Source organism: Bartonella sp. AP150HLJHH, from assembly GCF_042196385.1.
In the GTDB taxonomy this organism is placed as follows: Bacteria; Pseudomonadota; Alphaproteobacteria; order Rhizobiales; family Rhizobiaceae; genus Bartonella.
The window spans coordinates 15,613-39,884 of record NZ_JBHIQC010000007.1 but is presented as its reverse complement, the minus strand read 5'-3'; the positions used below and the strand labels follow the sequence as shown (position 1 = coordinate 39,884).

Genomic DNA, 24,272 nt, shown 5'->3' with positions numbered 1-24,272 from the left:
ATGACAAAACAAAAAATAACAGAAGACTTTTCTCATAATATTTTACGGTATTTAAATTGGTAAGTTTATCAACGTTATTGAAATGAGATAATAATCTACAGTTTTCTAGAAATGGATGATTTTTTATATCTGATCATTTTAATTTTTTCAAAAAAATTGATATGTGCATCTTTGTGCATCCTATTGATAGCACAAAATAAATCAAAAATTCTTATTGAATGAGAAAAATCCTAACAAATATTCTCAAAGAAATAAAAAAGATAATTGTTGATTATTCTATTTTATTCTTATCATATATTTCTATAACGAGTAACATCTCTTCAAGCAAGAGATGATGGTCAATTTAAATAGATTGCGTCAAGAGGTTATCTTTTATTATCATTATTATCGGTGGTAATAGGGGTGGTAAATGCTTGCTTATACGGATAGAAGGCAAAGTCATTCATGAATGTTCAGCAGTTAAAAAAAATGGCAGCTATTAAAGCGCTTGAGTTTGTTGAAGATGGTATGCGGCTTGGTATCGGATCTGGTTCGACAGTCAATGAATTTATTCGTCTTCTAGGTGAGCGTGTTGCGGATGGTTTGCGGGTGACTGGTGTTGCTACTTCAAAATATTCTGAACAACTCTGTCATAAGTTTGGAGTGCCTGTTAGCACTTTAGAACAAATACCTGAGCTGGATCTTGATATTGACGGAGCAGATGAAATTGGTCCTGAGATGATGCTCATTAAAGGGGGAGGGGGAGCATTGTTGTATGAAAAAATTGTAGCGTCGGCATCTCGTGCAATGCTTGTCATTGCGGATGAAACAAAGGTGGTAAAAAGACTTGGTGCTTTTGCACTACCAATTGAAGTTAATCCATTTGGTATCCACACAACATGCAGAGCCATTGAAAAAGTCGCTGATGATTTAGGGCTTTCTGGAAAAATTGCATTGCGAATGAATGGAAAAAATCCTTTTGAAACAGATGGTGGCCATTTTATTCTTGATGCATTTTGGGGCTGCATTTTGCAACCAAAACCATTATCGGATGCACTTCTTGCTATTCCTGGTGTTGTTGAGCATGGCCTTTTTTTGGGGTTGGCTTCACGTGCAATTGTCGCTATGGCTGATGGTCAAATAAAAGTTTTAGAACCGTTTGATTTTTAGAAAAGGCATTTACATGATGATATGTTAGCACAGTAAAAAAGGGTCTTAAAGATTTTAGGTAGAATAACGAATTAAAATTATAATTAGCGATCGGGGTAATCATTAAATGAAAATAATATTTTCTTTTCAGCGTTTTGTCGTATATTTTAGTGCAATTGCTATTTTTGTTGTGAATGTTGGCATGGCTTATGCACAAGGTGTGAGTGATCAACATTTAGATTCAGCGCGAAAGGCAATCAGAGCTATTCATGCAACGGATCAATTTGATAGCTTTTTACCAAATGCGGTCCATGATTTCAAAAATGAACTGATTAGCGATGATCCGAATTTGGCAACAGCTATTTCTGATATTGTTGATAAGCAGGCGCTTGCTTTAATTAAAAGGCGCTCTGATCTAGAAAAAGAGATTGCTCATGTATATGCAAAATATTTTACTCAAAAAGAGCTTGATGCGATAACAACATTTTATAATTCTGATACCGGTAAAAAGTTTTTGACAGAAGTCCCCAATATTGCACGTGATTCTTATTCAGCATTTGATATATGGCGTACTGCTCTTATGCGGGATCTTGTAGAAAATGTGAAAAAAGAGATGTCTGAAACACTTAATTTGAATAATTCTACTATGCCTACAAATATGCCTATAAAATCAGAATCTTCAGAAAATAAAAAATAGCTTGATCGATATCATGACAACAATGGGCAATTTCTAATTTTTTTAATAGCGGCGGTTTTCCCGCCGTTTTAAATATTTTAATGAGAATAAGTCTTTTTAGAATACTGCTTTATAAAAAAGGCTTCTTCAAAAGAAAAAAAGACTTTCATTTGATAATAAAAGATCTTAGCCTACTCTTGCAGATGTATAAGAAGGAATAATTCGTGGGCTCTTTTGACTTTGATTTATTTGTTATTGGAAGTGGTTCTGGTGGAGTGCGTGCAGCACGGCTTGCTGGAGGTCTTGGCAAGCGGGTCGCTATAGCAGAGGAATATCGTATAGGGGGCACTTGTGTTATTCGTGGTTGCGTTCCCAAAAAACTTTATGTTTATGCATCACAATATGTAAAAGAATTTAAGAAAAGTGTTGGTTTTGGGTGGGAATATGCGGATCCAATTTTTAGCTGGGAAAAGTTGGTTGCAGCTAAAAATAAAGAAATATCAAGGTTAGAAGGGTTGTATCGTAAGGGATTAGAAAATAACAATGTGCATATTTATGAAAGTCGTGCTACTTTTATAGATGATCACACATTAGAGCTTTCTGCCACGGGTGAGCGGGTAAGTGCAGAAAAAATTTTGATTGCAACAGGGGCAAAACTTGCACCAAATACGTCCATAGAAGGCGGTGAATTTTGCCTTACTTCTAATGAGATTTTTGACCTTAATCAACTCCCAAAATCAATAGTGATTGTTGGTGGAGGGTATATTGGTGTTGAATTTGCTAATATTTTTCATGAATTAGGTGTAAAAACAACACTCCTTCATCGTGGTGATTTAATCCTTCGTAATTTTGATCATGATTTGCGGCAATTGCTCAGCGATGCAATGATTGAAAAAGGGATTTCTATTCTCTATGGCATAACAATTTCTAAAGTGCAGGCTGCAGAAAATTGTTATGAAGTTGTTTTATCAAATGGGAAAATAATCAGAGCCGATCAGATTATGTTGGCTACGGGGCGTGTACCAAATACAACGGGTTTAAGACTTGAGCGGGCAGGTGTTAAGGTGAATGAATTTGGTGCAGTTGTTGTTGATGAGAAAATGACAACAAATATCCCCCATATTTGGGCTGTTGGTGATGTAACAGGTCATATTCAATTAACACCCGTTGCGATTCATGATGCAATGTGTTTTGTTAAGACAGCATTTGAAAATATTCCAACAACACCTGATTATGATTTAATTACAACAGCAGTTTTTTCACAGCCAGAGATTGGAACGGTTGGTCTTTCAGAAGAGGAGGCGGTAAAGCGTTATAAGCGTCTTGAAATTTATCGTACAGTTTTTCGTCCTATGCGTAATATTCTTTCTGGTAGTTCAGAGAAAATGCTTATGAAACTCATTGTTGATGGTGAAAGCCGTATTGTTGTGGGCGCTCATATTTTAGGGGAAAATGCTGGTGAGATGGCTCAGCTTATAGGGATATCTCTCAAGGGTAAGCTGACGAAGGATATCTTTGATGAGACGATGGCAGTGCATCCAACGATGGCAGAAGAATTGGTAACGATGTATAAACCAAGTTATATATATGAAAATGGGAAGAAAATAGAAAGTTAAACAGCATATATTGCGGTAAAAAGCTTTTGGTATGCTAATCTGTAAGATTAATCTTTAGAGAGAGTGTAATGATAAAAGAATGGGCGCCTGACACTTGGAGAACAAGGCCAATTAAACAAGTTCCGACTTATCCGGATAAGTCTATGTTAGAAGATGTTGAGCGAAAACTGAGACGGTATCCTCCTTTAGTTTTTGCCGGTGAAGCACGTGATTTAAAAAATGAATTAGCAGCCGTTGCGAAAGGCCAAGCTTTTTTATTGCAAGGTGGTGATTGTGCCGAAAGCTTTGCAGAACATGAAGCTGATAATATTCGTGATTTTTTTCGTGTATTTTTGCAAATGGCGATTGTTTTGACTTTTGGTAGTTCTAAACCGGTTGTTAAAATTGGTCGTATTGCTGGTCAATTTGCAAAGCCTCGCTCTTCTGATATTGAAAGAAAAGAGGGAGTTGAATTTCCTGCTTATCGTGGGGATATTATTAATGGCATTGAATTTGAAGCCGGTTCTCGTGTTCCAGATCCGCAACGGATGTCTATGGCTTATCGCCAATCTGCGGCAACACTTAATCTATTGCGAGCTTTTTCACAAGGCGGCTATGCTAATTTAGAAAATGTTCACACATGGATGTTGAGTTTTGTTTCTAACAGTCCGCAGGGAGAACGTTATGAATTATTGGCAGAGCGTATTTCTGAAGCAATTGATTTTATGCGTTCTATAGGGATTACATCCAAAACACATTCTTCATTGCGTGAAACATCTTTTTATACCAGTCATGAAGCACTGTTGCTTGGTTATGAAGAGGCTTTGACTCGGATTGATTCAACTTCAGGAAATTGGTATGCAACATCTGGTCATATGTTATGGATTGGTGACCGTACGCGTCAGATTGACCATGCTCACGTTGAATATTGTCGCGGCATTAAGAATCCTATAGGATTAAAATGTGGTCCTTCCATTGAGCCTGATGAGCTTTTGAAATTAATTGATATTTTAAATCCTGAAAACGAGCTGGGGCGGCTTACTCTCATTACGCGCTTTGGTTATGATAAAGTTGAAAGTTATCTACCTAAACTCATCCGTGCTGTTGAACGCGAGAAGCGTGCGGTTATATGGTCATGTGATCCAATGCATGGCAATACAATTACTGCCAATGGTTATAAGACGCGTCCTTTTGATTATGTTTTAAAAGAAGTAGAGAATTTTTTTGCAGTGCATCGTGGAGAGGGAACTTATCCAGGAGGCATTCATATTGAGATGACAGGTCGTGATGTTACTGAATGTACAGGAGGGGCGCACGCCATTTCTGTGGACGATTTATCTGATCGTTATCATACGCAATGTGATCCACGGTTAAATGCAGATCAAGCGTTAGAATTGGCTTTTCTTGTTGCTGAACTCCTTAAAAAAAATCGCGTGACTGACTCGTTAGCAATTGCTGCTGGGGGGTAGGCAAAAATTTGCCTAATATTTTTAGGTCATTATGGCAGAAAAGAATTTTAAAAAATGATGTTTCCGATGATGAAGAATAAAGTTGTGGTTGCTAAACTGATGAAATGATACAAAGGCTTATGAAAAATGATATTCGGGTATCAATTGCCCAATTAAATCCTATTGTCGGTGATATTGAGGGGAATTTTTCTTTAGCTGTCATGGCGCATCAAAAGGCCAAAGAAGAGGGGGCTGATCTTGTTTTATTCACGGAACTTTTTATAAGTGCTTATCCGCCGGAAGATCTTGTTCTAAAACCTGCTTTTACAAAAACATGTGAAGAGACTGTTGAGAAATTAGCAAAGATAACCGTAGGCGGACCAGGAATTGTCATTGGTCTTCCATTAAGGCGCAATGGTAATATTTACAACGCTGTCATGGTTCTTGATGAAGGGAGAGTCATTGCCGAATGTTTGAAGTTTGATTTACCTAATTATGCTGAATTTGATGAAAAGCGTTTATTTTCTTCAGGTCCACGTCCTCAGCCTATTGTCTATCATGGAATTAAATTAGGAATAGTCATTTGTGAGGATCTTTGGAATGATTCCTCTCTTAGTACAGAGCTTAAAGATAAAGGAGCGGAAATTATTCTTGTCCTTAACGGATCTCCTTATTATCGTAATAAAACATTAAAACGTATAGACGTTGTTCATACACAGGCTCTACAATCTGGAGTGCCAATTATCTACGCTAATCAAGTAGGTGGTCAAGATGAGCTCGTTTTTGATGGTGGGTCTTTTGCCTTGAATGGACAAGGCAAAAAGATATTTCAAATGAAACACTTTGATAGCCATATTGCTTTAAGCCATTGGCAAAAAACAACGACGGGATGGCACTGTATTTCAGGTCCTAATGAAAGTCTTCTCAATGGATTAGCGGCTGATTATCAAGCTTGTGTTTTGGGGTTGAAAGATTACGTTAATAAAAACGGCTTTAAGGATGTTATTCTTGGTCTTTCAGGAGGAATTGATTCAGCCCTGTGTACGGCAATGGCGGTGGATGCTCTTGGTGCTGAGAGGGTTCGCACCATTATGATGCCCTATCATTATACTTCGCAAGAATCATTAAAAGATGCCAAAGAATGTGCTGATCTTTTGGGATGTCGTTATGAAATCATACCGATTGCACAATCTGTTGAGGCTTTTTTAAAGACAATGGCACCTGTTTTTTTAGGGTTACCCTCTGACGTCACAGAGGAAAATCTTCAAAGTCGTATACGCGGTACACTTTTAATGGCGCTTTCAAATAAATTCGGCTCAATGGTGGTAACGACAGGCAATAAGTCAGAAATGGCTGTGGGATATGCAACACTGTATGGGGATATGAATGGCGGGTTTAATCCTCTTAAAGATATTTATAAAATGCAGGTTTATGCATTAGCGGAGTGGCGCAATAAAAATCACTTGCACAATTTGAGAGGACCAAAAGGAATGATCATTCCATCCAATATTATAGAAAAAGCACCCTCTGCAGAGCTGCGGGAAAATCAAAAAGATGAAGATTCTCTTCCGCCTTATCCTATTTTAGATGATATATTACAATCTCTTGTAGAAAATGACATGAGTATTTGTGATATTGTTAAACGTGGACATTCACGAGAAACTGTTGCGAAAGTTGAACAGCTTCTTTATGGTGCCGAATATAAAAGGCGTCAATCTGCGCCTGGTGTAAAAATCAGTTACAAAAATTTCGGACGCGATCGTCGCTATCCTATAGTCAATCATTTTCGCGATAAAAATTGAGTATTATTTTATGGTTAAAGTTCGTTTTGCTCCCTCTCCAACAGGTTATATTCATATTGGCAATATCCGTATTGCGCTTTTCAACTGGCTTTATGCGCAAGCGTATAAGGGAGAATTTATTTTACGCTATGATGATACAGATATTGAACGTTCTAAACAAGAATATATCGATGCTATTGCTGTTGACCTTGAATGGCTTGGTATTCAACCAGATGCAATTTATTACCAATCCAAGCGATTTAATCGATATGATGAAGTGGCAGAAATTCTCAAACAACGTGGCCTTCTTTATCCTTGTTATGAGACAACAGAGGAATTAGAGCGGCGTCGTAAAATCCAGCTTTCACGCAAATTGCCTCCTGTTTATGACCGTGCAGCATTGAAGTTGACAACAGAAGAGAGAAAAAACTTTGAATCACAAGGTCGTAAACCCCATTGGCGTTTTCTTCTTCCTAATTTTGAAAGTGATCCTTTACACACAAAGCGAACAGAAGTTTGCTGGAATGATGCAATAAAGGGAAAGCAGACGATTGATTTAGCTTCTCTTTCAGATCCTGTTCTTATTCGTGAAGATGGAACCTATCTTTATACATTGCCGTCTATTGTTGATGATGTAGATATGGCTATTACGCATATTATTCGTGGGGATGATCATATTACAAATACAGGCGCTCAAATTGCTCTTTTTAAAGCTCTTAATGCAGAATTACCGGTTTTTGCTCATACCAATTTATTGGCGACAGTTTTAGGAAAAGGATTTTCAAAACGTAATAATGATCTTTCTATTCGTTCTCTACGGGAAGAAGGATTTGAATCTATAGCTGTTCAATGCCTTGCCGTTTTGATTGGGACATCGCAAAATGTGCATCCCTATCCCAATCAAGCTGCGCTTTTAGAGCATTTTAATCTCCAAGATACGTCAAGATCCGTTGCAAAATTTGATATTGCTGATCTTCTTGCTTTGAATAGTCATCTTGTCCATGAGTTAACCTATGAGGAAGTAAAAATGCGCCTTAAAAAACTTTCTATTGAGGGAGATAAGGCGGAATATTTCTGGAACGCGATAAGAAGCAATATTAATAAAGTCAATGAGGCTGTTTTTTGGTGGAAAATCATTCATGATGAACAGAATTTTGATACAGTAGCACTAGAGGATCGTGCTTTTGTGCACCAATCACTCGATTTCTTACCTGAAGGTGCTTTGAATGAGGAAAGTTGGAAAATTTGGACAACAGCATTAAAAGAAAAAACAGGTCGAAAAGGAAAAGCTTTATTTATGCCATTACGTCAGGCACTTACGGGCATGGATCATGGACCTGAAATGGGAAAAATTTTGCAGCTTTTAGGGCGTGAAAAGGTAACGGAAAGGCTCTCTAGAAAATAAGAGCGGATTTTTTAAAAGTATTTTGTTCATTTCACTCTAAAAGAGAGTAGAGAACGGGTTTATTTGCACGTTTTTATAAGCATGAAAGCAGGAATATCATCACCAAATCCAATAGGTGTGTAATTCTTATTTTTTCGTGAGCGTTGTTGCTCAGATGGCTTCTCCTTATTATTTGCATTTTTGATATATTCTGTTTTATTCTCTTCTACAGATTTTTTAGTGTGAGCAACAGTCTCTTTTGGAGCAGTTTTCTTTGATGGTTTTGAAGATTTTTTCTTTACAACAATATCTTCTGTTTGATCATCGGCTATTAAAGTTGAGAGATCTCCATTGAGCCATTCAATTTTTTCATTACTCATTTCCTCGATGGCATTGATATATTTTTGATCAGCTTTTGTAACGATTGTAAAGGCTTTTCCGCTACGATTTGCACGCCCTGTACGACCAATTCGATGGATATAGTCTTCAGCATGTGTAGGAACATCATAGTTAAATACATGACTTACAGCTGGAATATCGAGTCCACGGGCAGCAACATCAGAAGCAACAAGAAGTGTAAGTTTATTATTTTTAAAATCAGCTAGGGTGTTCATGCGCGAATATTGGTCCATATCTCCATGAAGTGCCCCTACATTAAAGTTATGTTTGATGAGCGATCTAAAAAGTTCAGAAATATCTCTCTTTCGATTACAGAAAATGATTGCATTTTGAAGCTCTGCACCTTCATTTTGGATAAGCTCTCGTAAAACCGCTCTTTTATCCCATGATTTATTTCCAGATTTGACAAGCCGTTGTGTAATTGTGGTAGCTGTTGAGGAAGCTTTTGTAACTTCAACAGATACGGGAGAATGTAAAAATTGTTTCGTTAGTTTTGTAATTTCTGGCGCCATTGTTGCAGAAAAGAACAAAGTTTGACGCGTAAAAGGGGTTAGCTTACAGATGCGTTCAATATCAGGAATAAAGCCCATATCCAACATGCGATCAGCTTCATCAATCACAAGGATTTCAACGCCCATCAGGAGTAGTTTACCGCGCTCGCAATGATCAAGAAGGCGCCCTGGTGTTGCTATAAGAACATCAGCTCCCCGTTCAAGTTTGCGATCTTGGAGTTCAAAAGATACCCCACCAATCAAGAGAGCAACGTTTAAACGATGATTTATTCCGTATTTATCGAAATTTTCTTCAACTTGAGCTGCAATTTCTCTTGTTGGTTCTAAGATGAGCGTACGGGGCATTCGTGCTCTTGCACGACCTTTTTCAAGGAGAGTGAGCATAGGCAATACGAAAGAGGCAGTTTTACCTGTTCCCGTTTGGGCGATTCCTAAAACGTCTTTTCTTTGAAGGACATGCGGAATTGTTTCACTTTGAATAGGTGTCGGAGCTGTATACCCCGCTGATTTCACCGCATTAATAACCTTTGCGGAAAGACCTAAATCATCAAAACTGTTTAAAGATGGTATCATTTTTTTATCAACTGCTCTGTGATTTTAACTGCGCTATCTAATGATGATTATAACCAATATTCTACACTCTTTAAAAGTATTAAGATGGTTTCACAAAAAAAATAACTATAACAATCATATACATATAAAACGCATAATACAATCATTAATAGCGAAATTGTTCTGATAAAATGCGCTCATCCCATGAATGATTTGAGTCAAAAAGGATTGAAGCTGTTACTTCTGTTGCCATTGAAATAGTAACTGAATGAACAGATTTAACTTCAATATTATCTGCAGCAGCGTTTACAGGGCGTTTGTCAGGTTCAAGCATATCAAAGCGCACTGTTACTGTATCGGGAAGCAAAGCTCCATGCCAACGCCGAGGGCGAAAAGGGCTAACGGGAGTGAGGGCCATAAGGGGAGCCATAAGAGGTAAGATAGGTCCTTGTGCTGATAAATTATAGGCGGTTGATCCAGCTGGTGTAGCGACGAGGACACCATCACAACTTAATTGTTCCATGCGTACGTTGTTATCAATGGTGATGCGAATTTTTGCCGCTTGATAAGATTGCCGAAAGAGGGATACTTCATTAATTGCAAGCGCCTCGATAGAATCTTGACATTCAGATTTTGCAATCATGCGCAGGGGATGGATTTCTTTTTTATGTGCGGCAGCAATACGATTGGGCAATTTTTTTTCATGAAATTCATTCATAAGAAACCCTACAGAACCTTGATTCATACCATAAATAGGTTTGCCTGTGTTCATGATATCTCGTACGGTTTGTAACATTGTCCCATCACCACCGATTGCAACAACAATATCAGTTTCTTCCAGAGAAGAATGACCATAAACGGAAATTAATTTATGGGTAGCTTTGATAGCCTCCTCAGTTTCTGCGGAAATAAAATGAAAGCGACTTGGTAATGTAGCCATTTAAAAATTATCCTGATACTTATAATTTATGTTGTAACTTATTTTTGAGAGTTTTGAAGTTGTAATAAAAGCTCTTTTTATAATAAAAAGAGCATTGAATAAAGAGAAGTTATTTCAAGGTAAAGTATCATTAAAAAGTAAAAGGAATGCGTCGTTAGATAAATTACAAACGAGTAATTTTTTTATTAGAATGATAATTTAGCATTGAAGCTAAGAGTATGATTAGTTAAAAGACCATAACTGATTTTAATAATCAGTGTGAAGCACCCGTAGCTCAGCTGGATAGAGCGCTGCCCTCCGAAGGCAGAGGTCACAGATTCGAATTCTGTCGGGTGCACCAAATTTTTCAACTTTATATCATACTAAATAACAATATTATCTAAAAGAAGCCAATTTCCTCTTTTATGAAAATGGTTATTTGAGTTGTTTATTAAGTTTTGCAGCGAATAAGCAAATGATTTTAAGAGAAGTAAAATTTACGGCTGCGTATATAATTTTTCGGTTAGTCATTTTGAATATCGAGATAAAAAAGCAAGGTTATCTAAATATGCTTTCAATTTAACTATAAACATTTATAACATAAAAATACATATTAATTCAATATGTTATTGTAAAACTGATCTGGCGATGTTGATAGTAGACCGCTAAATATATTGTTTTGAGCATTAAAATAGATAGCTAAATTTGCTTTTATTCTATTTTTGGAGTTAAAGGCTGTTATGGTGATATGGAACGCGGATGAGAAATATCACCAGTTAAAGGAATAATTAAGGGGGAAAAAACAACCGTTAAGATTTGAATTGTTTCAAAATGCTGTATTCGATATGGTTTTGATATGGGTATCTGGTGATTTCTCTATACACCAATATTGCCAGTTATGTTGGATGAGGGATTGTTTACTTTTAATCAACTTTTTTATATACTGAACGCTAATTATGGTGGTTATTTAGTTGGGAGTATGTTCTTTACGTTTGGCAGAATTGGGATTATATTTCTTGCTCCTCGCATACTATCTTGTGCAGCTATAGTGATGAGTGCACTTAATTATTTTCATGGCGTTAACACTTAGTCCTTTTGATCCGTTTTGCTGCTGGTGTTGCGAGTGTAGCAATAATGGTTTTGGGTTCTATTATGGTCATGCAGCATAGCCATATGGGCGGATTATTGCTTCGCTTTATGCAGGTGTAGGAGTTGGTATTCTACTACTAGGTAATGAATATGTTATTATTAGTTTGAACAGAGCGCTTGATGCAACAAACATTTGGTTTGGAGCTGGCTTAATGTCTGTTCAAAACTTTTAAAAACATACAGGTTTAATTATGATAACTATATCAAAAAACACCTCCGTTATTTCTTTCATTGCAAATGAAACCGCTCCTGTTAATCAGAAAAAACCATCCAAAATATGAATAGATCAATCAAATGGATTTCGTGACTGGTCATGTATATGTATATATTATCGCATTCGTGCTTTAAACGATTTTGGTGATGTAAAAAAAGCGATCTGGATGCTTTTATTGAAAATGAAAGCAATCTCTCTCATGATGGTAATTGCTGGGTTGCTGATAATGTCTGTGTTGTAAAATCTGGTTGTGTTTATGAAAATATAAGGGGCTATGGCAATGCTGCCATTGGTGGCTATGTGTATGGCAATACCCTTATATGTGATAAAACCCATGTGTATTTTGGTGTTCATGTTTATGACAATGCTCATCTTTCTTATAACGTTTGAGTTTATCATTAAGCGCGGGTTTATGGGAATGCAAAATTATCCGGTAGTGCACGTATTCATAGCAATGCCGCGGTTTATGATCATGCGGTTGTTAGGCAAGGTTTACGGCAATGCTAGCGTGGGGTGTCATACTAAGGTCTACGGCTCTGTTTATGGCTATGCCAAGATCTCCTGATTATATCGTGATTAGAAGTAATGTATATGGCAATGCAAGAATAAAAAGACATAGCGATTTATATTCGGTTCCCATAAATTGAGAGGTTTATGAAAGTGATGATGTTATCAAGATTGATAAACAGAATAAATGACAGACGTGGAGGGTGCTTCTTTGATGGTTATAAACGCATCATAAAAGAAAGCTGTGCCAATTGATATGACGCTGCTTTTAAATAGAGGTACTACAGATCATACAAAAGAAGTCAATAATGAATGCATGTATACAAAACGTATCATATTGCAAACGCTCTATTCTATTGATTAAAACTGATCAAAAGGAACGTAAATGACAGATATGATCTTTAATCACTCATTTGAATTACAGAACCTATAAACACTTTATGTATGGCTATAAAGCGTATTAAGAATAACGCTCGCATTTTTGAAGTGGTCATTTGACACAAAGTACATTATCAAAATGTCTCAATGCTTGGTAGGTTCATATCAAGACTCTCAAGAGAAAATGCATATTAAGTGAATATTTGTAACAAAACCCGTTGTTTACATTTACGAACATTGGTTTTTAAAAGCAGCTTTTCATAAGACAATAAACAACCGCTTTTTATAAAATCTAAGGCTTTTAAACTGTTATAAATCTAGGTTTCAAACGTTTTTATAGAGATATCATTTTATGTCTTTAAACGTTCATTTAGTGAGGTTCTCATAAGCGTATTTTCACTTTGCATTTAAACTTAACTTCTCTGCAAATAAGCCGGTCCATATTTGGGCTGGCAAAATTAATCAGCTCAAATTTGAGCTCGTTAACTTTAGAATAGAGCATTCTTTAAACATTGTCGCTTTTGACTCAAAATTGAGTAAAACACCATGCCTTTGTAATATGATTGCAATCCTTTTGAAATTTATCTACTTATCTTTGTCTTAATAAGTATCCTCAAATTTGAGGGGACTTCATTTGGTTTCGTATTTTTAAACTGTAACTTTTAAAACGTTTTTTGCTTGTTTGCCTGCGTTATATCATTAAAAATCTTTTGATTTCTACGACATAACATTATCAATTTCATTACCTGTTGTGATGATAATATCTATATAATGTCTGCTTATTATTGACTAACTTTTTAGTAAGCGGCGCTTTAAATCGACTTGTCTTTAAATCCTTTTATGTGCCCTTAATGAATTAAAACCTATTCTATGATAGTTTCAAATGATTATTTCTTTTAAGGTTTAGCTCAAAAAAAGAGTAAACCCCATACCATTCTTTAAACGCATGCAATTTATGTTATCGATAATTTCAAACGATTACGTTTTTAATAATGCGATTTGTGTGTGATAAAAACGTATCATAAAATTTATGAACTGTTATGAATGATAGCTGCGTTCACTTCATTTGAATGTTTACATGCGTTTTATGGTCTATCCATACATGGTAATTGTTTATGAAAAATGGTTAATTAAATCACGTATAAAAGTGTAGATTTTAAATGGGATTCATATAGAATAATTGCACACAAACTATTGACTTTATTATATTTTTTTTTATGAATAAGATTCCATCTCGTTTAGACGTTGCAAAAGAAATCACCAAAGACCTTATTGATAAGATTCTTCTCTTACACGGCGTTATCACTTTTGTTTGCAAAAATCTGCTTCGCTTTTGACTTTTGATATGGATACAACCTCTTTTGAGGTAGAGCAAAGAATTTTTTAATCATGGAGAGTGCAACAGTGTTCTTCAAAAATCTTGATTGGTTTGTTGAAAAAATTAAAGAGTTAGATAATTATTCAGCATGTTATCAACTCCCAGATTGTGAAGTACAAATTCTTTATAATGACGCAATTATCAAAGGTTATCCGTAAGTTGATGTTGGAGTTTCGATTAGTACTGGTATTTTATCTGCTGCCTGTATGGTAATTGATCCCTATCAATTCTCAGCACTTACAGGATCTACAACTTGATTTTTATAAAAAGGGGTTGAGAGTTTGTGAAGAAGGAATATATGCAGATTGGTTGGAATTAAGCTTGATTATGTCTTGAAATAGGCGATAGAAAAAATTGATCTTCATAAATGCTTTTATTCCAGATATGGAGCACCACCTTGGCGATAGAGTGAAGTTGGAGGCACATAAAGGTTATCAAGGTAGATGATGCAGATTATAGCTTACTTCATATTGGTGCACTGGCTTTATTGGGTGATGTTGCAACCTTACAATCTTATTATCAAAGTTTCAGTGCAGAGGATCATTTAGGCTTTGATGAAAATACCCAACAGATTCATTTTGAACGTGCATTGGCTGTAGTCAAAGAAGTAGTCAAATCTAAGCAACACAGCTACGCTTTCATTGCAAAAGTAGTAAAAAATATGAACCATCTGGAAGAAAAACAAAGTTCTTAATAAGAGCTTTCCAGAGAGGTGGAGTTTCATTCTTGGAAGGAAAAAAATAGCTAAATTTATCGAAACAAAAGCTAAGGAATAGCTCCTTAAGAAATATCAAGAAGATCTAAAAAGATTATAGGAGCCAGAGTCTGGTTTAAAGATGCCATCATCAGTTGAGTGAATTCAACAATGGTGGAGTTTTATCCATTGGCGGAAATCTGATGTTTGAAAGAGGCTTTCTTGATGTGAAGGTAATATTGTAATAAATAATTATTATAAATCAATATGTTGTATATATTCATTGTTTTGAGATTAATGACCATTGACAAATAATTTTGCACCATTTTCTCTCTTCCAGCTTTTCGTCAATCATCAATGAAAATTTTTTATAATGGAAAGTTCATTGATAATATAACTTTTGTATGTCATTATTTTACGCTTAAAAAAAATATAAAAATAATGAAATGCAATTGAGTTATCAGCTGCTTATTCTTTTCAATTTTTAATCATAAAAAAATCTTTTTATTCATTTTGCTTATAAAAAGAATTAGCTTTTTTCTGGTGATACAAGTGGAGAAATAAGGATTTTAGATATGTTTCTGCGTTCCATTTCAATCACTTTAAAGTGTAAACCATCAGTTTCAAAACTTTCTCCCTCATTTGGTAAATGACCAAACTGCCAAAGCATAAAGCCTGCCAGAGTCGTATAACGATCTGCTTCATCCACAAGGTTACGTCCAAGATAACCACTTAAACGGCGGATATCAGCATATCCCTCAACAAGAAGACTGCCATTTTCAAGTTGTTCTGCGATCATGAGTTCTTCATCGTCATCAGGAAAGTCTCCTGCAATAGCTTCAAGAATATCGGTTGGTGTTGCAATTCCTTCAAAAGATCCATGCTCATCAACAATAATTGCAAGCTGAATCGAAGAATGACGTAATTGCTCCATCAATCGTAAAACACTTGTGTTTTCATGAACAACGAGGGGTTCTCGCATAGCTTTTTTCCAATTAATCTTTTTCCCCTCAGCCAAATTCAAAAGAAGATCTTTTGTCAATGCAACGCCAACAAATTCATCCACTTTTTCACGCGCAAGAATTAAGCGGCTATGTTTAACCTTTTGTAATTCTTCACGCATTTCATTTTCATCAGCATTTAAATCTAACCACTCAATCTCATTACGCGGCGACATGATAGAGCGAACAGGGCGATCAGCTAAATCGAGAACACCACGAATCATCTCCTTTTCTTCTGGTCTAAACAATTCAGAAGCTGCGGCCTGTTCAGCAATAACATCTACAGTCTCAGCAAGGTGACTATCTTTGCTTCCTCCTCCTAAGAGCCTCAAAACAGCATCAGCTGTTCTACTGCGTAGATCATTCGTTTTAATCATTTTTTCACGGTTACGACGTCCAATTTGATTAAAAGCTTCGATGAGAACAGAAAAACCAATAGCAGCATACAAATACCCTTTTGGAATATGAAAACCAAATCCTTCAACAATGAGAGTAAAACCAATCATCATCAAAAAACCAAGACAAAGGATTACAATAGTGGGATGACGATTAATAAAACGCATAAGAGCACCAGATCCGCACATCATTACTCCCATAGCAGCTATGACTGCGATATACATAACTGCTGCCTGCTCTTTTGCAATCATACCTGTTGCGGTAATAATACTGTCTAGTGAAAAAACAGCATCCAGCACCACGACTTGGACGATTACTTGCCAAAAAACAGCATAACCAACGCCTGTTTTTCTTTCATGTGATACTCCTTCTAACCTTTCATGTAATTCTAGCGTTCCCTTTGCGAGCAAAAAGGCTCCACCACCGATTAAAATAAAGCTATGCCAACTAAATACAAAAGATGAAAGTGAAAGAATTACCCTATCGAGTCTCATAACCCATCCAATAACGGTAAGAAGGAAAAGCCGCATAATTAATGCTAAAGTAAGACCTATAAAGCGTGCGCGGTCACGCAAATGCAGTGGCAATTTTTCAGCTAAAATTGCAATAAAGATAAGGTTATCTATTCCTAAAACAATTTCGAGAAAAACCAGCGTGATCAAACCAAACCACGCATGGGGATCAGTGATCCATTCCATCATTCATTACCTTTTAGAAGCTTAAAAGCGCGCGATTGACAAAAAAAATTCATAGGCTTTTATTCGTATATTGGATCATGAACATTGAATGTAAAAAAACTTATATTCAAAGAAAAAAACAGCACAATATTGCTTGAATGCATGTGATTGTTGATAAAACAAAATGATGCCCCATCCCGCTTACAACCACAAGAAGGTTCTTCTAATTTTCGCTCGGGCATTATGCTCGATAATCCTCTAACTATAGGTTCTGTATAACAATCAGAACATTTATTTATAAAGCTTCTTATAATGAGTTTATTTTTATATAAGATCAAGTGGTGAATATCATATTTTTAACCTTACAGACAATGAGTTCATATAACAAACAACAAAATATCTAGACATCCACTCTTAGGAGCGTTATAGAAACGCTCATTCTCATTTTTTGAGAAACTTATGGGTGATTAGCTCAGTCGGTAGAGCAGCTGACTCTTAATCAGCGGGTCGTGGGTTCGATCCCCTCATCACCCACCATTTGGTTTTATACCGTAAATAACTTATTGATTGCGTAATTTTTTAAGGTACGATTTTCTAAATAAAATTGGGCAGTAGGATTTCCCCATATCTGTTTGTTTAAAAGTGAAGATTGTTGATATAGCTTAGTCATCGGTTTTTGTACTTTTTAGGGGACTCAAAGAACTTCCAAAGGACATTTAAAGATCTTTTAATGCGTATTGTTTCTTTTTTTAAGTTGCAATTGGTAAGGAGAAGCTTCTTACCGACAATTGTGTTATTTAAAAAGGGGTATAAAAATCAACAGTTTTCACTTCTTTTAATATAAATTGATTAAAATTTTTTTGGATTTTTAGCATATTGTTTAAAGACAGAAGAAACTTTACACTTTAGTTGTGTCAGCAGCGTGGATATTTTTTGATAACTCTCCCGCTTAAACAAAAAACTTCTGTAATAATCATCAGTATTCCAAGAGGGTAAATCAAGATAAAATGAAGTAGTTAGCTGGACATACAAGGAATAAAATTATATCAATTTAATTGTTTAAAGTTAATACCTGTTAAACGAAAGACAATAAAATTTAATGAGGCTTAAAGTTTTAAAATATTAAGCTATGTGGTTACGCTATGCTGTCTTTCCGTTAGCTAAACCTCTAAAAATATAAATATTAAGAAAGCTACTTAGATTCATTATAATATATTGATTTATAAAGAATTGATTATTCTTTGTTTGAAAAAACTTTACTATCATAAACTTCTTTTGTTTCAATCCTTCTTATAATAAATTAATTAAAATCATTCATTTGTGCATCATAAATGGGATTAACGTGTGGATAAAGACTATTGAAGAAAGGCATGAAAATAATTCTTATTAATGTTCTTAAGTGCTAAAAGTTATCATAACATTGGAAAAATAGTATAATGGCGCAGGCTTGATCTTTTATTAAGTATAAAGTTGATGGTGCAACAATAGCTTTACTATTATACCATTTATGGGTACTGCTGTGTAATGGAGAAGAGCGTTGAGAGAGGTTTCTTAAAAAAGATATGTAAATTGGCAACACGATGGTGTTTTGTTCTTTTATAGGTACACAAAAAAGAAGTCATTGATAGCCTTTTATTTATTCCGGTGGTGTTTTGGGGACTCTTTTCCAATATTGTCGCGCCTCAAAAATGACGACCACAAATAATGAAAGGATGAGCGGTATAATCAAATAAAACATTCTAAAGACAATAAGCGCTGCAATAACATCGGTTGGATTTATATTGGGCATGCCTGTTATGAAGAGAGCTTCAAGAACTCCTACTCCTCCTGCTGGAGCATTAGAGAGAAGAGTTATCGTAAAAGACGCTAGGAAAACACCAAGAACAGATATAAAATGAATATCTGCGTTATGTGGGAGAACAGCATATATAATTCCTGCTGCTCCTAAAAGCTCTAGAGGGCTAATGAGAAGCTGTTGAATAACAATTTTCAGCCGTGGATAGGAGAGTTGAATTTTTTTACCTAAGCGTAAGGGTTTTAACTGAAGCCAGCTGCCAAACGTATAAAGTGCTATACAGCTGAGTAAAATTGCTCCAGCCGTTGTTCCGAGCCATTCAGGAAGTTCTTTATGAATGAGGGTGATAATTTCGGGTTGCAGCACCAAAACGATTCCCAAAAGTAAGATTGTGCCGATTACAAAAGTAAAAGAGCAAAAACCTACTAATATTGCGATTTCTGTTCCGTTTAATCCTTTCATTTTATAGGCGCGATAGCGTACAACGGCACCAGAAAAAACTGAAGCACCGATATTGTGTGAAAGAGCGTAGGTTGTAAATGAACATATAGCGATAAAAATCCAAGAAATTTTATGGCCTAGATGTTGCAAGGCAATTCGATCATATCCAGCAAGAGCAGCATAAGCTAGGAGAGAACATAAACAGGCTAATAACCAGTGCTGTGCATTTAAATTGCTCAAGCGCTCCAATACATCCCCAAATGAAATGGCAGAGAGCTTCATGTAAAGAATTCGAATAGATACCAGCATTGCTAAGATACCAATCAATGGCCATATAAATTGCTTTATTTTCACGATTCTGTATCCATTTTATGTTTTCTGTAAATTTTCATGATTGAGCATATTCCTTACAGATCTTCGTTCTGTTATATACTCTATAATGCCATTGGCAATTTCTTCATCATCTGTTACTACAACATCAGCACCTAAATCAATGAGATATGTTGTTTCTGTGTCGGATAATGCATGTGTGATTATCTGGATATCTTTCTTCATATCACGGATATTCACGATACATTCTCCTACTTCAATGGTACTTCGCATTGTAATAACAACTTTATGTGCATTATTTATATTTGCTGCGTTCATTATTTCTTGTTGAATGATATTGCCGCAAATAGCCTCAAAGCCATCTGCAATCGCTTTATCAGAGAGGCGTTTTGATTCTTCTACGATCACTATAGGTTCATCTCTATTTATTAAAGATAATGCAACACACTTACCGATACGACCATAGCCAATAATTACGATATGGTTGTTTTTAAAGGTCATCGGTAAAAAATCTTGGTCAGGATCTTGTGGATCAATATCAATAATTGTTTGGGTATTTTGTGAAGATGCAGAATTTTTTTCTAGACGTTTTTTAATTTTATTACAGGCAATGAAAACAAGAGGATTGAGCAAAATAGAAAAAATTGCTCCTCCAAGAATTAAATCATGAGCGTCATTGTTTAAAAGTCCTAAGCTTAAACTTAAACCAGCAAGGATAAAGGAAAATTCTCCGATTTGGGCAAGGCTTGCAGAAATAGTCAAAGCTGTTGCATTAGAATAGCGAAAAGCTTTAACGATGAAAAAGGCAACAGCAGATTTTCCGATTACGATAATGAATAAGGTTGCTAAGAGAGGGAAAAAATGAGTTAAGAGTTTCTCGGGGTCAAATAACATGCCTACAGAAACAAAAAAGAGAACAGAAAAAGCATCGCGCAGTGGTAAAGATTCTTCCGCGGCACGGTGGCTTAATTCTGATTCGCTCATGACCATACCAGCAAAAAAAGCACCAAGAGAAAGAGAAACTCCAAATAAATGAGCGGCTCCGAAAGCTACTCCTAATGCAATAGCAAAGACGCTAAGACGAAATAATTCACGTGATCCCGATTGTGCGCTCATTTTTAAAAGCCATGGGATAACGCGTCGCCCAATGACGAGCATAAGTGCAATAAATACAATTACTTTTAGGATAGTGAGACCAAAAATACCCCAAATACTTAAATCCAACCATTGAACAAGAGGATCCAACGCTTCTTTTTTGGTATTGCTGAGGGCACTTGCCAAGGAAGGGATGAGGACAAGTATAAGGACCATTGCTAAATCCTCAATAATCAACCATCCAACGGCAATGCGTCCTTTTTCTGTTTCAATAAGATGACGCTCTTGCAAAGCACGTAGCAGGATAACGGTACTTGCTATGGATAAAGCAAGACCGAAAATCAAACTTCCACTAAAGCCCCATCCCATAATCAGACCAAGGCACAAACCTAGAAAAGTAGAAAATGCCATTTGTGCAATAGCAGCGGGGACAGCAATAGCTTTGACAGATAAAAGGTCTTTTAATGAAAAGTGGAGCCCAACACCAAACATCAGCAAAATAATACCAATTTCAGCAAGTTGATTAATGATGACGGAATCTATTTTAAATCCGCCTGTATTGGGTCCCACAATAACACCAGCTAACAAATAGCCTACAAGGGGTGAAATACGTAAACGGCTAGCAATCATTCCCAAGAGAAATGCTAAACATAAGCCTGCAACAATAGTTGTGATAAGTGGTGTGTCGTGGAGCATGGATTATTTACTATTCTTGATCAAAAAGCGAATGAATGAAAACGACTATATTTCTATGAGAAGAGAGGCGAGATGTACCATACGCATTAAAGGGCATTTTTATTTCACTTTGATATTTGCACGATTATTTCGCTCACGCCACCAATTTCCTAGCAGGAGTAAAATAGGAGCAGCAATAAAGATAGAGGATGATGTTGCAATAATAATCCCAAAGACCATGGGTAATGCAAAATTATGAACAGCACTTCCACCCCATATCGCCATGGGGAGCATCGCAAGAATTGTTGTGGCTGATGTAAAAAAACAACGTACAAGAACCTGATTAATTGACAGATCAATCAGCTCGCGCAACGGCATTTTTTTATAAAGACGCATATTTTCGCGCATCCTATCATAGACGACAACTTTATCATTTATAGAATATCCAACAATTGTTAAGAGTGCGGCGATAGCCGTTAAATTAAAATCAAATTGAAATAAAGCAAAAAAGCCAATCATTTTTGTGGTGTCTAGAATGAGAGTGATAATTGCTCCAATGGCAAAGAACCACTCGAAGCGTAACCATATATAGAGAGACATGGCAATAGCCGCAAGAATAACAGCAGTAAAAGCAGCTGTGGCAAGCTCACCTGAAATTTTGGGACCAACAACTTCTATTTGATCGAATGTGGTATCGGGATAGATATTTTGTACAGCTGTTTTGACCTTATCAATGGCGGTGGTTTGTTGTGCTTCGCCACCGCTTTGTTTCTGCATGCGAATTAATACGGTATTTTCGTTATCAATATTTTGCAAGGTAACTTCACCAATATTAAGAGTAGAAAGCTTGGAACGCAGAGTTGCTAGATCTGCTGGTCCTTTCGTGGTAATACTCATTTGGCTTCCGCCAATGAAATCAATACCAAAATTCAATCCAGGCTTAAAAAAGAGAAAAACTGAAGCCATTGATAAAACAATTGAGACGCCAATACCAATGAAACGTGCTTTCATAAAGTGGAAAGTTGTGTTTTGTGGCATGATGTTGAAAGCAGAGTGAATATGCAATTTTTTAATTTTCCATTTACGAACGATCCAAATCATGATGATGCGTACAATGGTGATATTTGTAAACATGGAGATGATAATACCAAGCAACATTGTTACGGCAAAACCACGAACGGGACCGGTCCCGAACCAAAATAGTAAGACGGTCGCTATAATTGCTGTAACATTTGCATCAACAATGGTTGCAAAAGCGTGTTTAAATCCACGATCTAGGGCTGCAAAAGCACCCACACCTTTTCGACTTTCTTCACGGATACGTTCATTGATAAGGATATTAGCATCAACGGCAATACCGATGCCTAAAATAATACCAGCAATACCAGGCAGCGTAAGCGTAGCTCCCAAAAGACTCAGTGCAGCAAATGTTAAAATTGTGTGCAGAGCTAGTGCTATATTGGCAATTAATCCCCAAATACGATAGAGAAGAAAAATAAAAATTGCAACAAGAATAAAGCCAATTATGCCGGTGTAAAGTCCCATTTGGATAGCATCAGCACCAAGATTTGGACCTACGGTTCTCTCTTCAATGACCGTGAGTGGTGCGGGGAGGGAACCAGCACGAAGCAGAGCAGCCAGAGTTGAGGCTTCTTTGGGGTCAAAGTTTCCTGTAATTTGACCTTGTCCATTGGGAATGACACTATTGATGGTCGGAGCGGTTAAAACTTTATTATCCAGAACAATGGCAAAAGGACGGTTAATATTTTGTCGTGTTATATCGGCAAATATTTTTGCACCAGCGGAATCTAGCGTAAATGAAATAATGGAACGTCCTGGTATTTGGGGGTCAAAACCTGCACGGGCATCTTTCAGGACATTTCCATCTAAAGCAATTTGATCATAAATTGCATAATGTTGTGTTGCATCAGTGTATCCAGGGAGAATAGAAACACCTATAGGGGGGTTATTGGGGTCCACATTAGAAGGAACAAGATGAAAACTCATCTTAGCGGTTGTTCCTAAAAGATCACGCAGTTGTTTTGGATCTTGTAGTCCAGGCAATTGGACCATAATACGATCATTTCCGACCTTTTGGATGGCTGGTTCTGAAACACCAACTTGATCTATACGACGACGGATGATTTCTAAGCTTTGTTCAATAGCATTGCTGACACGGTCTTTTATACCAGCTTCTGTTAATGTGACGCGGAGAGTTTCATTTTGAGCACTGATCGTGATGTTATGTTCTGTTGTGCCAAAGCTACTGTGTATGGGGGTTATTAATGTTTTCAAAGCAGAGAGTGCTTTTTCAGTTTGCGATGGGTCAGAAATAAGGGCAATAACGCTATCTTCAACGATACGCACACTTGAGGTGCGGATTTGTTTTTCACGCAATACATTGCGCACATTGCTTAAAACTATATGTAACTGATCGCGTTTTAACGTTTTGCTATCAACCTCGAGCAGGAGAGAAGAGCCTCCTTGAAGGTCAAGACCAAGTGCTACACGGGTGTCGGGTAAGAATTTCGAGTTTTTAACTTGTTCGTGTGAAAATAAATTGGGTAAGGCAACATAAATGCTGCTTAAAAGAATAAAACAATAAAGGGTAGTTAACCAACCAGGTGTACGCATGATATATTCCGTAAATAGGCAATCTAACAGTTATTCAAAGTTAAAAGCACAAGTAAAATAAGATGATCGTTTTTATATTCAAGGAAGAGAATTAAGTATGTTCATTGGGAGGAGCGCGTTTATTTGAGAAATATTGTGTTTTAACGTTACGAAATCGTGTGTCAACAGCTGGAATCTTTATTAAAAAGAAATCCAATGTTAGGATTTTTTGAAAGGTCCTCATAAAAATAGATTCTGTATGGAGTGTTACAAGTTTTTTGTTTTCAGTTGTGGTAACATTCACCTGATCACACTTATGATGTAAATCAAATCTATTCGTTTTAATGACATTATTGGTGTGTGATTGTTTGATTAAATAAGCACGCGTTTCTAGGTTGCTCGTCAAGAATACACCTAAACTGGATAGAAAAATCCAGGTTGTCAAAGGAAGAAAATCTTCTTTTTTGCAATAAAGGTGCAAAAAAAACATGCTAGAGTGCCTTCTTTAATCTTATTGAGTTCAGCTTATTTATCA

Annotated in this window: 17 protein-coding genes and 2 tRNA genes; 12 read left to right on the top strand and 7 right to left on the bottom strand. The window is 36.3% G+C overall.

The features are described 5' to 3' along the window. The first annotated feature begins 444 nt into the window (after positions 1-444). From rpiA to gltX, 6 genes are all read left to right on the top strand, one after another. A complete protein-coding gene (gene rpiA / locus ACFING_RS04495; protein ID WP_375612139.1) occupies positions 445-1,149 on the top strand; it encodes a ribose-5-phosphate isomerase RpiA in 705 nt (234 codons plus the stop codon). Between the two features lie 106 nt (positions 1,150-1,255). Then, positions 1,256-1,825 (top strand): DUF2059 domain-containing protein, encoded by a 570-nt coding sequence (locus ACFING_RS04490; RefSeq protein ID WP_375612140.1) that lies wholly within the window; start codon positions 1,256-1,258, stop codon positions 1,823-1,825. A 203-nt stretch (positions 1,826-2,028) separates the two neighbouring features. Then, the gene (gene gor / locus ACFING_RS04485) at positions 2,029-3,420 is read left to right on the top strand and encodes a glutathione-disulfide reductase (RefSeq protein WP_375612141.1); all 1,392 of its coding nucleotides are present in this window, start codon (positions 2,029-2,031) and stop codon (positions 3,418-3,420) included. A 68-nt stretch (positions 3,421-3,488) separates the two neighbouring features. Further along, entirely contained in the window at positions 3,489-4,868 is a 1,380-nt protein-coding gene (locus ACFING_RS04480; protein WP_375630032.1) for a class II 3-deoxy-7-phosphoheptulonate synthase, read from the top strand. A 119-nt stretch (positions 4,869-4,987) separates the two neighbouring features. Beyond that, positions 4,988-6,649, top strand: coding sequence for an NAD+ synthase (locus tag ACFING_RS04475; protein ID WP_375630031.1), 1,662 nt, complete (start codon positions 4,988-4,990; stop codon positions 6,647-6,649). Positions 6,650-6,659: 10 nt separating this feature from the next. Beyond that, positions 6,660-8,033: a glutamate--tRNA ligase gene (gene gltX, locus ACFING_RS04470; RefSeq protein ID WP_375630030.1), complete on the top strand. Its 1,374-nt coding sequence runs from the start codon at positions 6,660-6,662 to the stop codon at positions 8,031-8,033. Positions 8,034-8,092: 59 nt separating this feature from the next. Here gltX and ACFING_RS04465 read toward each other — a convergent pair whose 3' ends face one another. Then, positions 8,093-9,496, bottom strand: a complete 1,404-nt coding sequence (locus tag ACFING_RS04465) for a DEAD/DEAH box helicase (RefSeq protein WP_375620798.1) — start codon at positions 9,494-9,496, stop codon at positions 8,093-8,095. 145 nt (positions 9,497-9,641) lie between these two features. After that, the gene (locus ACFING_RS04460; protein ID WP_375630029.1) at positions 9,642-10,415 is read right to left on the bottom strand and encodes an NAD kinase; all 774 of its coding nucleotides are present in this window, start codon (positions 10,413-10,415) and stop codon (positions 9,642-9,644) included. A 263-nt stretch (positions 10,416-10,678) separates the two neighbouring features. Between ACFING_RS04460 and ACFING_RS04455 the strand changes: the two genes are divergently transcribed. From ACFING_RS04455 to ACFING_RS04435, 5 genes are all read left to right on the top strand, one after another. Next, positions 10,679-10,755: transfer RNA gene (locus tag ACFING_RS04455), tRNA-Arg, on the top strand. Between the two features lie 537 nt (positions 10,756-11,292). Continuing rightward, a complete protein-coding gene (locus ACFING_RS04450) occupies positions 11,293-11,484 on the top strand; it encodes a hypothetical protein (protein WP_375620800.1) in 192 nt (63 codons plus the stop codon). Positions 11,485-11,575: 91 nt separating this feature from the next. Next, positions 11,576-11,716, top strand: a complete 141-nt coding sequence (locus tag ACFING_RS04445) for a YbfB/YjiJ family MFS transporter (protein ID WP_375630051.1) — start codon at positions 11,576-11,578, stop codon at positions 11,714-11,716. A 399-nt stretch (positions 11,717-12,115) separates the two neighbouring features. After that, positions 12,116-12,322, top strand: a complete 207-nt coding sequence (locus ACFING_RS04440) for a hypothetical protein (RefSeq protein ID WP_375630028.1) — start codon at positions 12,116-12,118, stop codon at positions 12,320-12,322. 2,122 nt (positions 12,323-14,444) lie between these two features. Continuing rightward, positions 14,445-14,714: a DUF6990 domain-containing protein gene (locus ACFING_RS04435; RefSeq protein WP_375630050.1), complete on the top strand. Its 270-nt coding sequence runs from the start codon at positions 14,445-14,447 to the stop codon at positions 14,712-14,714. 529 nt (positions 14,715-15,243) lie between these two features. Here the strand turns inward: ACFING_RS04435 and ACFING_RS04430 are convergent. Next, the gene (locus ACFING_RS04430; RefSeq protein ID WP_375612149.1) at positions 15,244-16,812 is read right to left on the bottom strand and encodes a TerC family protein; all 1,569 of its coding nucleotides are present in this window, start codon (positions 16,810-16,812) and stop codon (positions 15,244-15,246) included. Between the two features lie 437 nt (positions 16,813-17,249). Between ACFING_RS04430 and ACFING_RS04425 the strand changes: the two genes are divergently transcribed. After that, a tRNA-Lys gene (locus ACFING_RS04425) sits at positions 17,250-17,325 on the top strand. A gap of 1,099 nt (positions 17,326-18,424) precedes the next feature. Here ACFING_RS04425 and ACFING_RS04420 read toward each other — a convergent pair. From ACFING_RS04420 to ACFING_RS04405, 4 genes are all read right to left on the bottom strand, one after another. Then, the gene (locus ACFING_RS04420) at positions 18,425-19,378 is read right to left on the bottom strand and encodes a YbhN family protein (protein ID WP_375630027.1); all 954 of its coding nucleotides are present in this window, start codon (positions 19,376-19,378) and stop codon (positions 18,425-18,427) included. 15 nt (positions 19,379-19,393) lie between these two features. Next, positions 19,394-21,145: a YbaL family putative K(+) efflux transporter gene (gene ybaL / locus ACFING_RS04415; RefSeq protein WP_375630026.1), complete on the bottom strand. Its 1,752-nt coding sequence runs from the start codon at positions 21,143-21,145 to the stop codon at positions 19,394-19,396. Between the two features lie 99 nt (positions 21,146-21,244). Further along, complete coding sequence (secD, locus tag ACFING_RS04410; RefSeq protein WP_375620802.1) at positions 21,245-23,758, bottom strand: protein translocase subunit SecD; 2,514 nt, start codon at positions 23,756-23,758, stop codon at positions 21,245-21,247. A gap of 91 nt (positions 23,759-23,849) precedes the next feature. Next, positions 23,850-24,227: a hypothetical protein gene (locus ACFING_RS04405; RefSeq protein WP_375613487.1), complete on the bottom strand. Its 378-nt coding sequence runs from the start codon at positions 24,225-24,227 to the stop codon at positions 23,850-23,852. Between the last annotated feature and the right edge of the window lie 45 nt (positions 24,228-24,272).

Excerpts from the sequence above, each read along its gene's own strand:
- rpiA (WP_375612139.1), top strand. The coding sequence starts at position 445 with ATGAATGTTCAGCAGTTAAAAAAAATGGCAGCTATTAAAGCGCTTGAG.
- ACFING_RS04480 (WP_375630032.1), top strand. The coding sequence starts at position 3,489 with ATGATAAAAGAATGGGCGCCTGACACTTGGAGAACAAGGCCAATTAAA.
- ybaL (WP_375630026.1), bottom strand. The coding sequence starts at position 21,145 with ATGCTCCACGACACACCACTTATCACAACTATTGTTGCAGGCTTATGT.
- ACFING_RS04490 (WP_375612140.1), top strand. The coding sequence starts at position 1,256 with ATGAAAATAATATTTTCTTTTCAGCGTTTTGTCGTATATTTTAGTGCA.
- secD (WP_375620802.1), bottom strand. The coding sequence starts at position 23,758 with ATGCGTACACCTGGTTGGTTAACTACCCTTTATTGTTTTATTCTTTTA.
- ACFING_RS04450 (WP_375620800.1), top strand. The coding sequence starts at position 11,293 with ATGTTGGATGAGGGATTGTTTACTTTTAATCAACTTTTTTATATACTG.
- ACFING_RS04465 (WP_375620798.1), bottom strand. The coding sequence starts at position 9,496 with ATGATACCATCTTTAAACAGTTTTGATGATTTAGGTCTTTCCGCAAAG.
- gltX (WP_375630030.1), top strand. The coding sequence starts at position 6,660 with ATGGTTAAAGTTCGTTTTGCTCCCTCTCCAACAGGTTATATTCATATT.
- ACFING_RS04460 (WP_375630029.1), bottom strand. The coding sequence starts at position 10,415 with ATGGCTACATTACCAAGTCGCTTTCATTTTATTTCCGCAGAAACTGAG.
- ACFING_RS04440 (WP_375630028.1), top strand. The coding sequence starts at position 12,116 with ATGACAATGCTCATCTTTCTTATAACGTTTGAGTTTATCATTAAGCGC.
- ACFING_RS04475 (WP_375630031.1), top strand. The coding sequence starts at position 4,988 with ATGAAAAATGATATTCGGGTATCAATTGCCCAATTAAATCCTATTGTC.
- ACFING_RS04430 (WP_375612149.1), bottom strand. The coding sequence starts at position 16,812 with ATGATGGAATGGATCACTGATCCCCATGCGTGGTTTGGTTTGATCACG.
- ACFING_RS04405 (WP_375613487.1), bottom strand. The coding sequence starts at position 24,227 with ATGTTTTTTTTGCACCTTTATTGCAAAAAAGAAGATTTTCTTCCTTTG.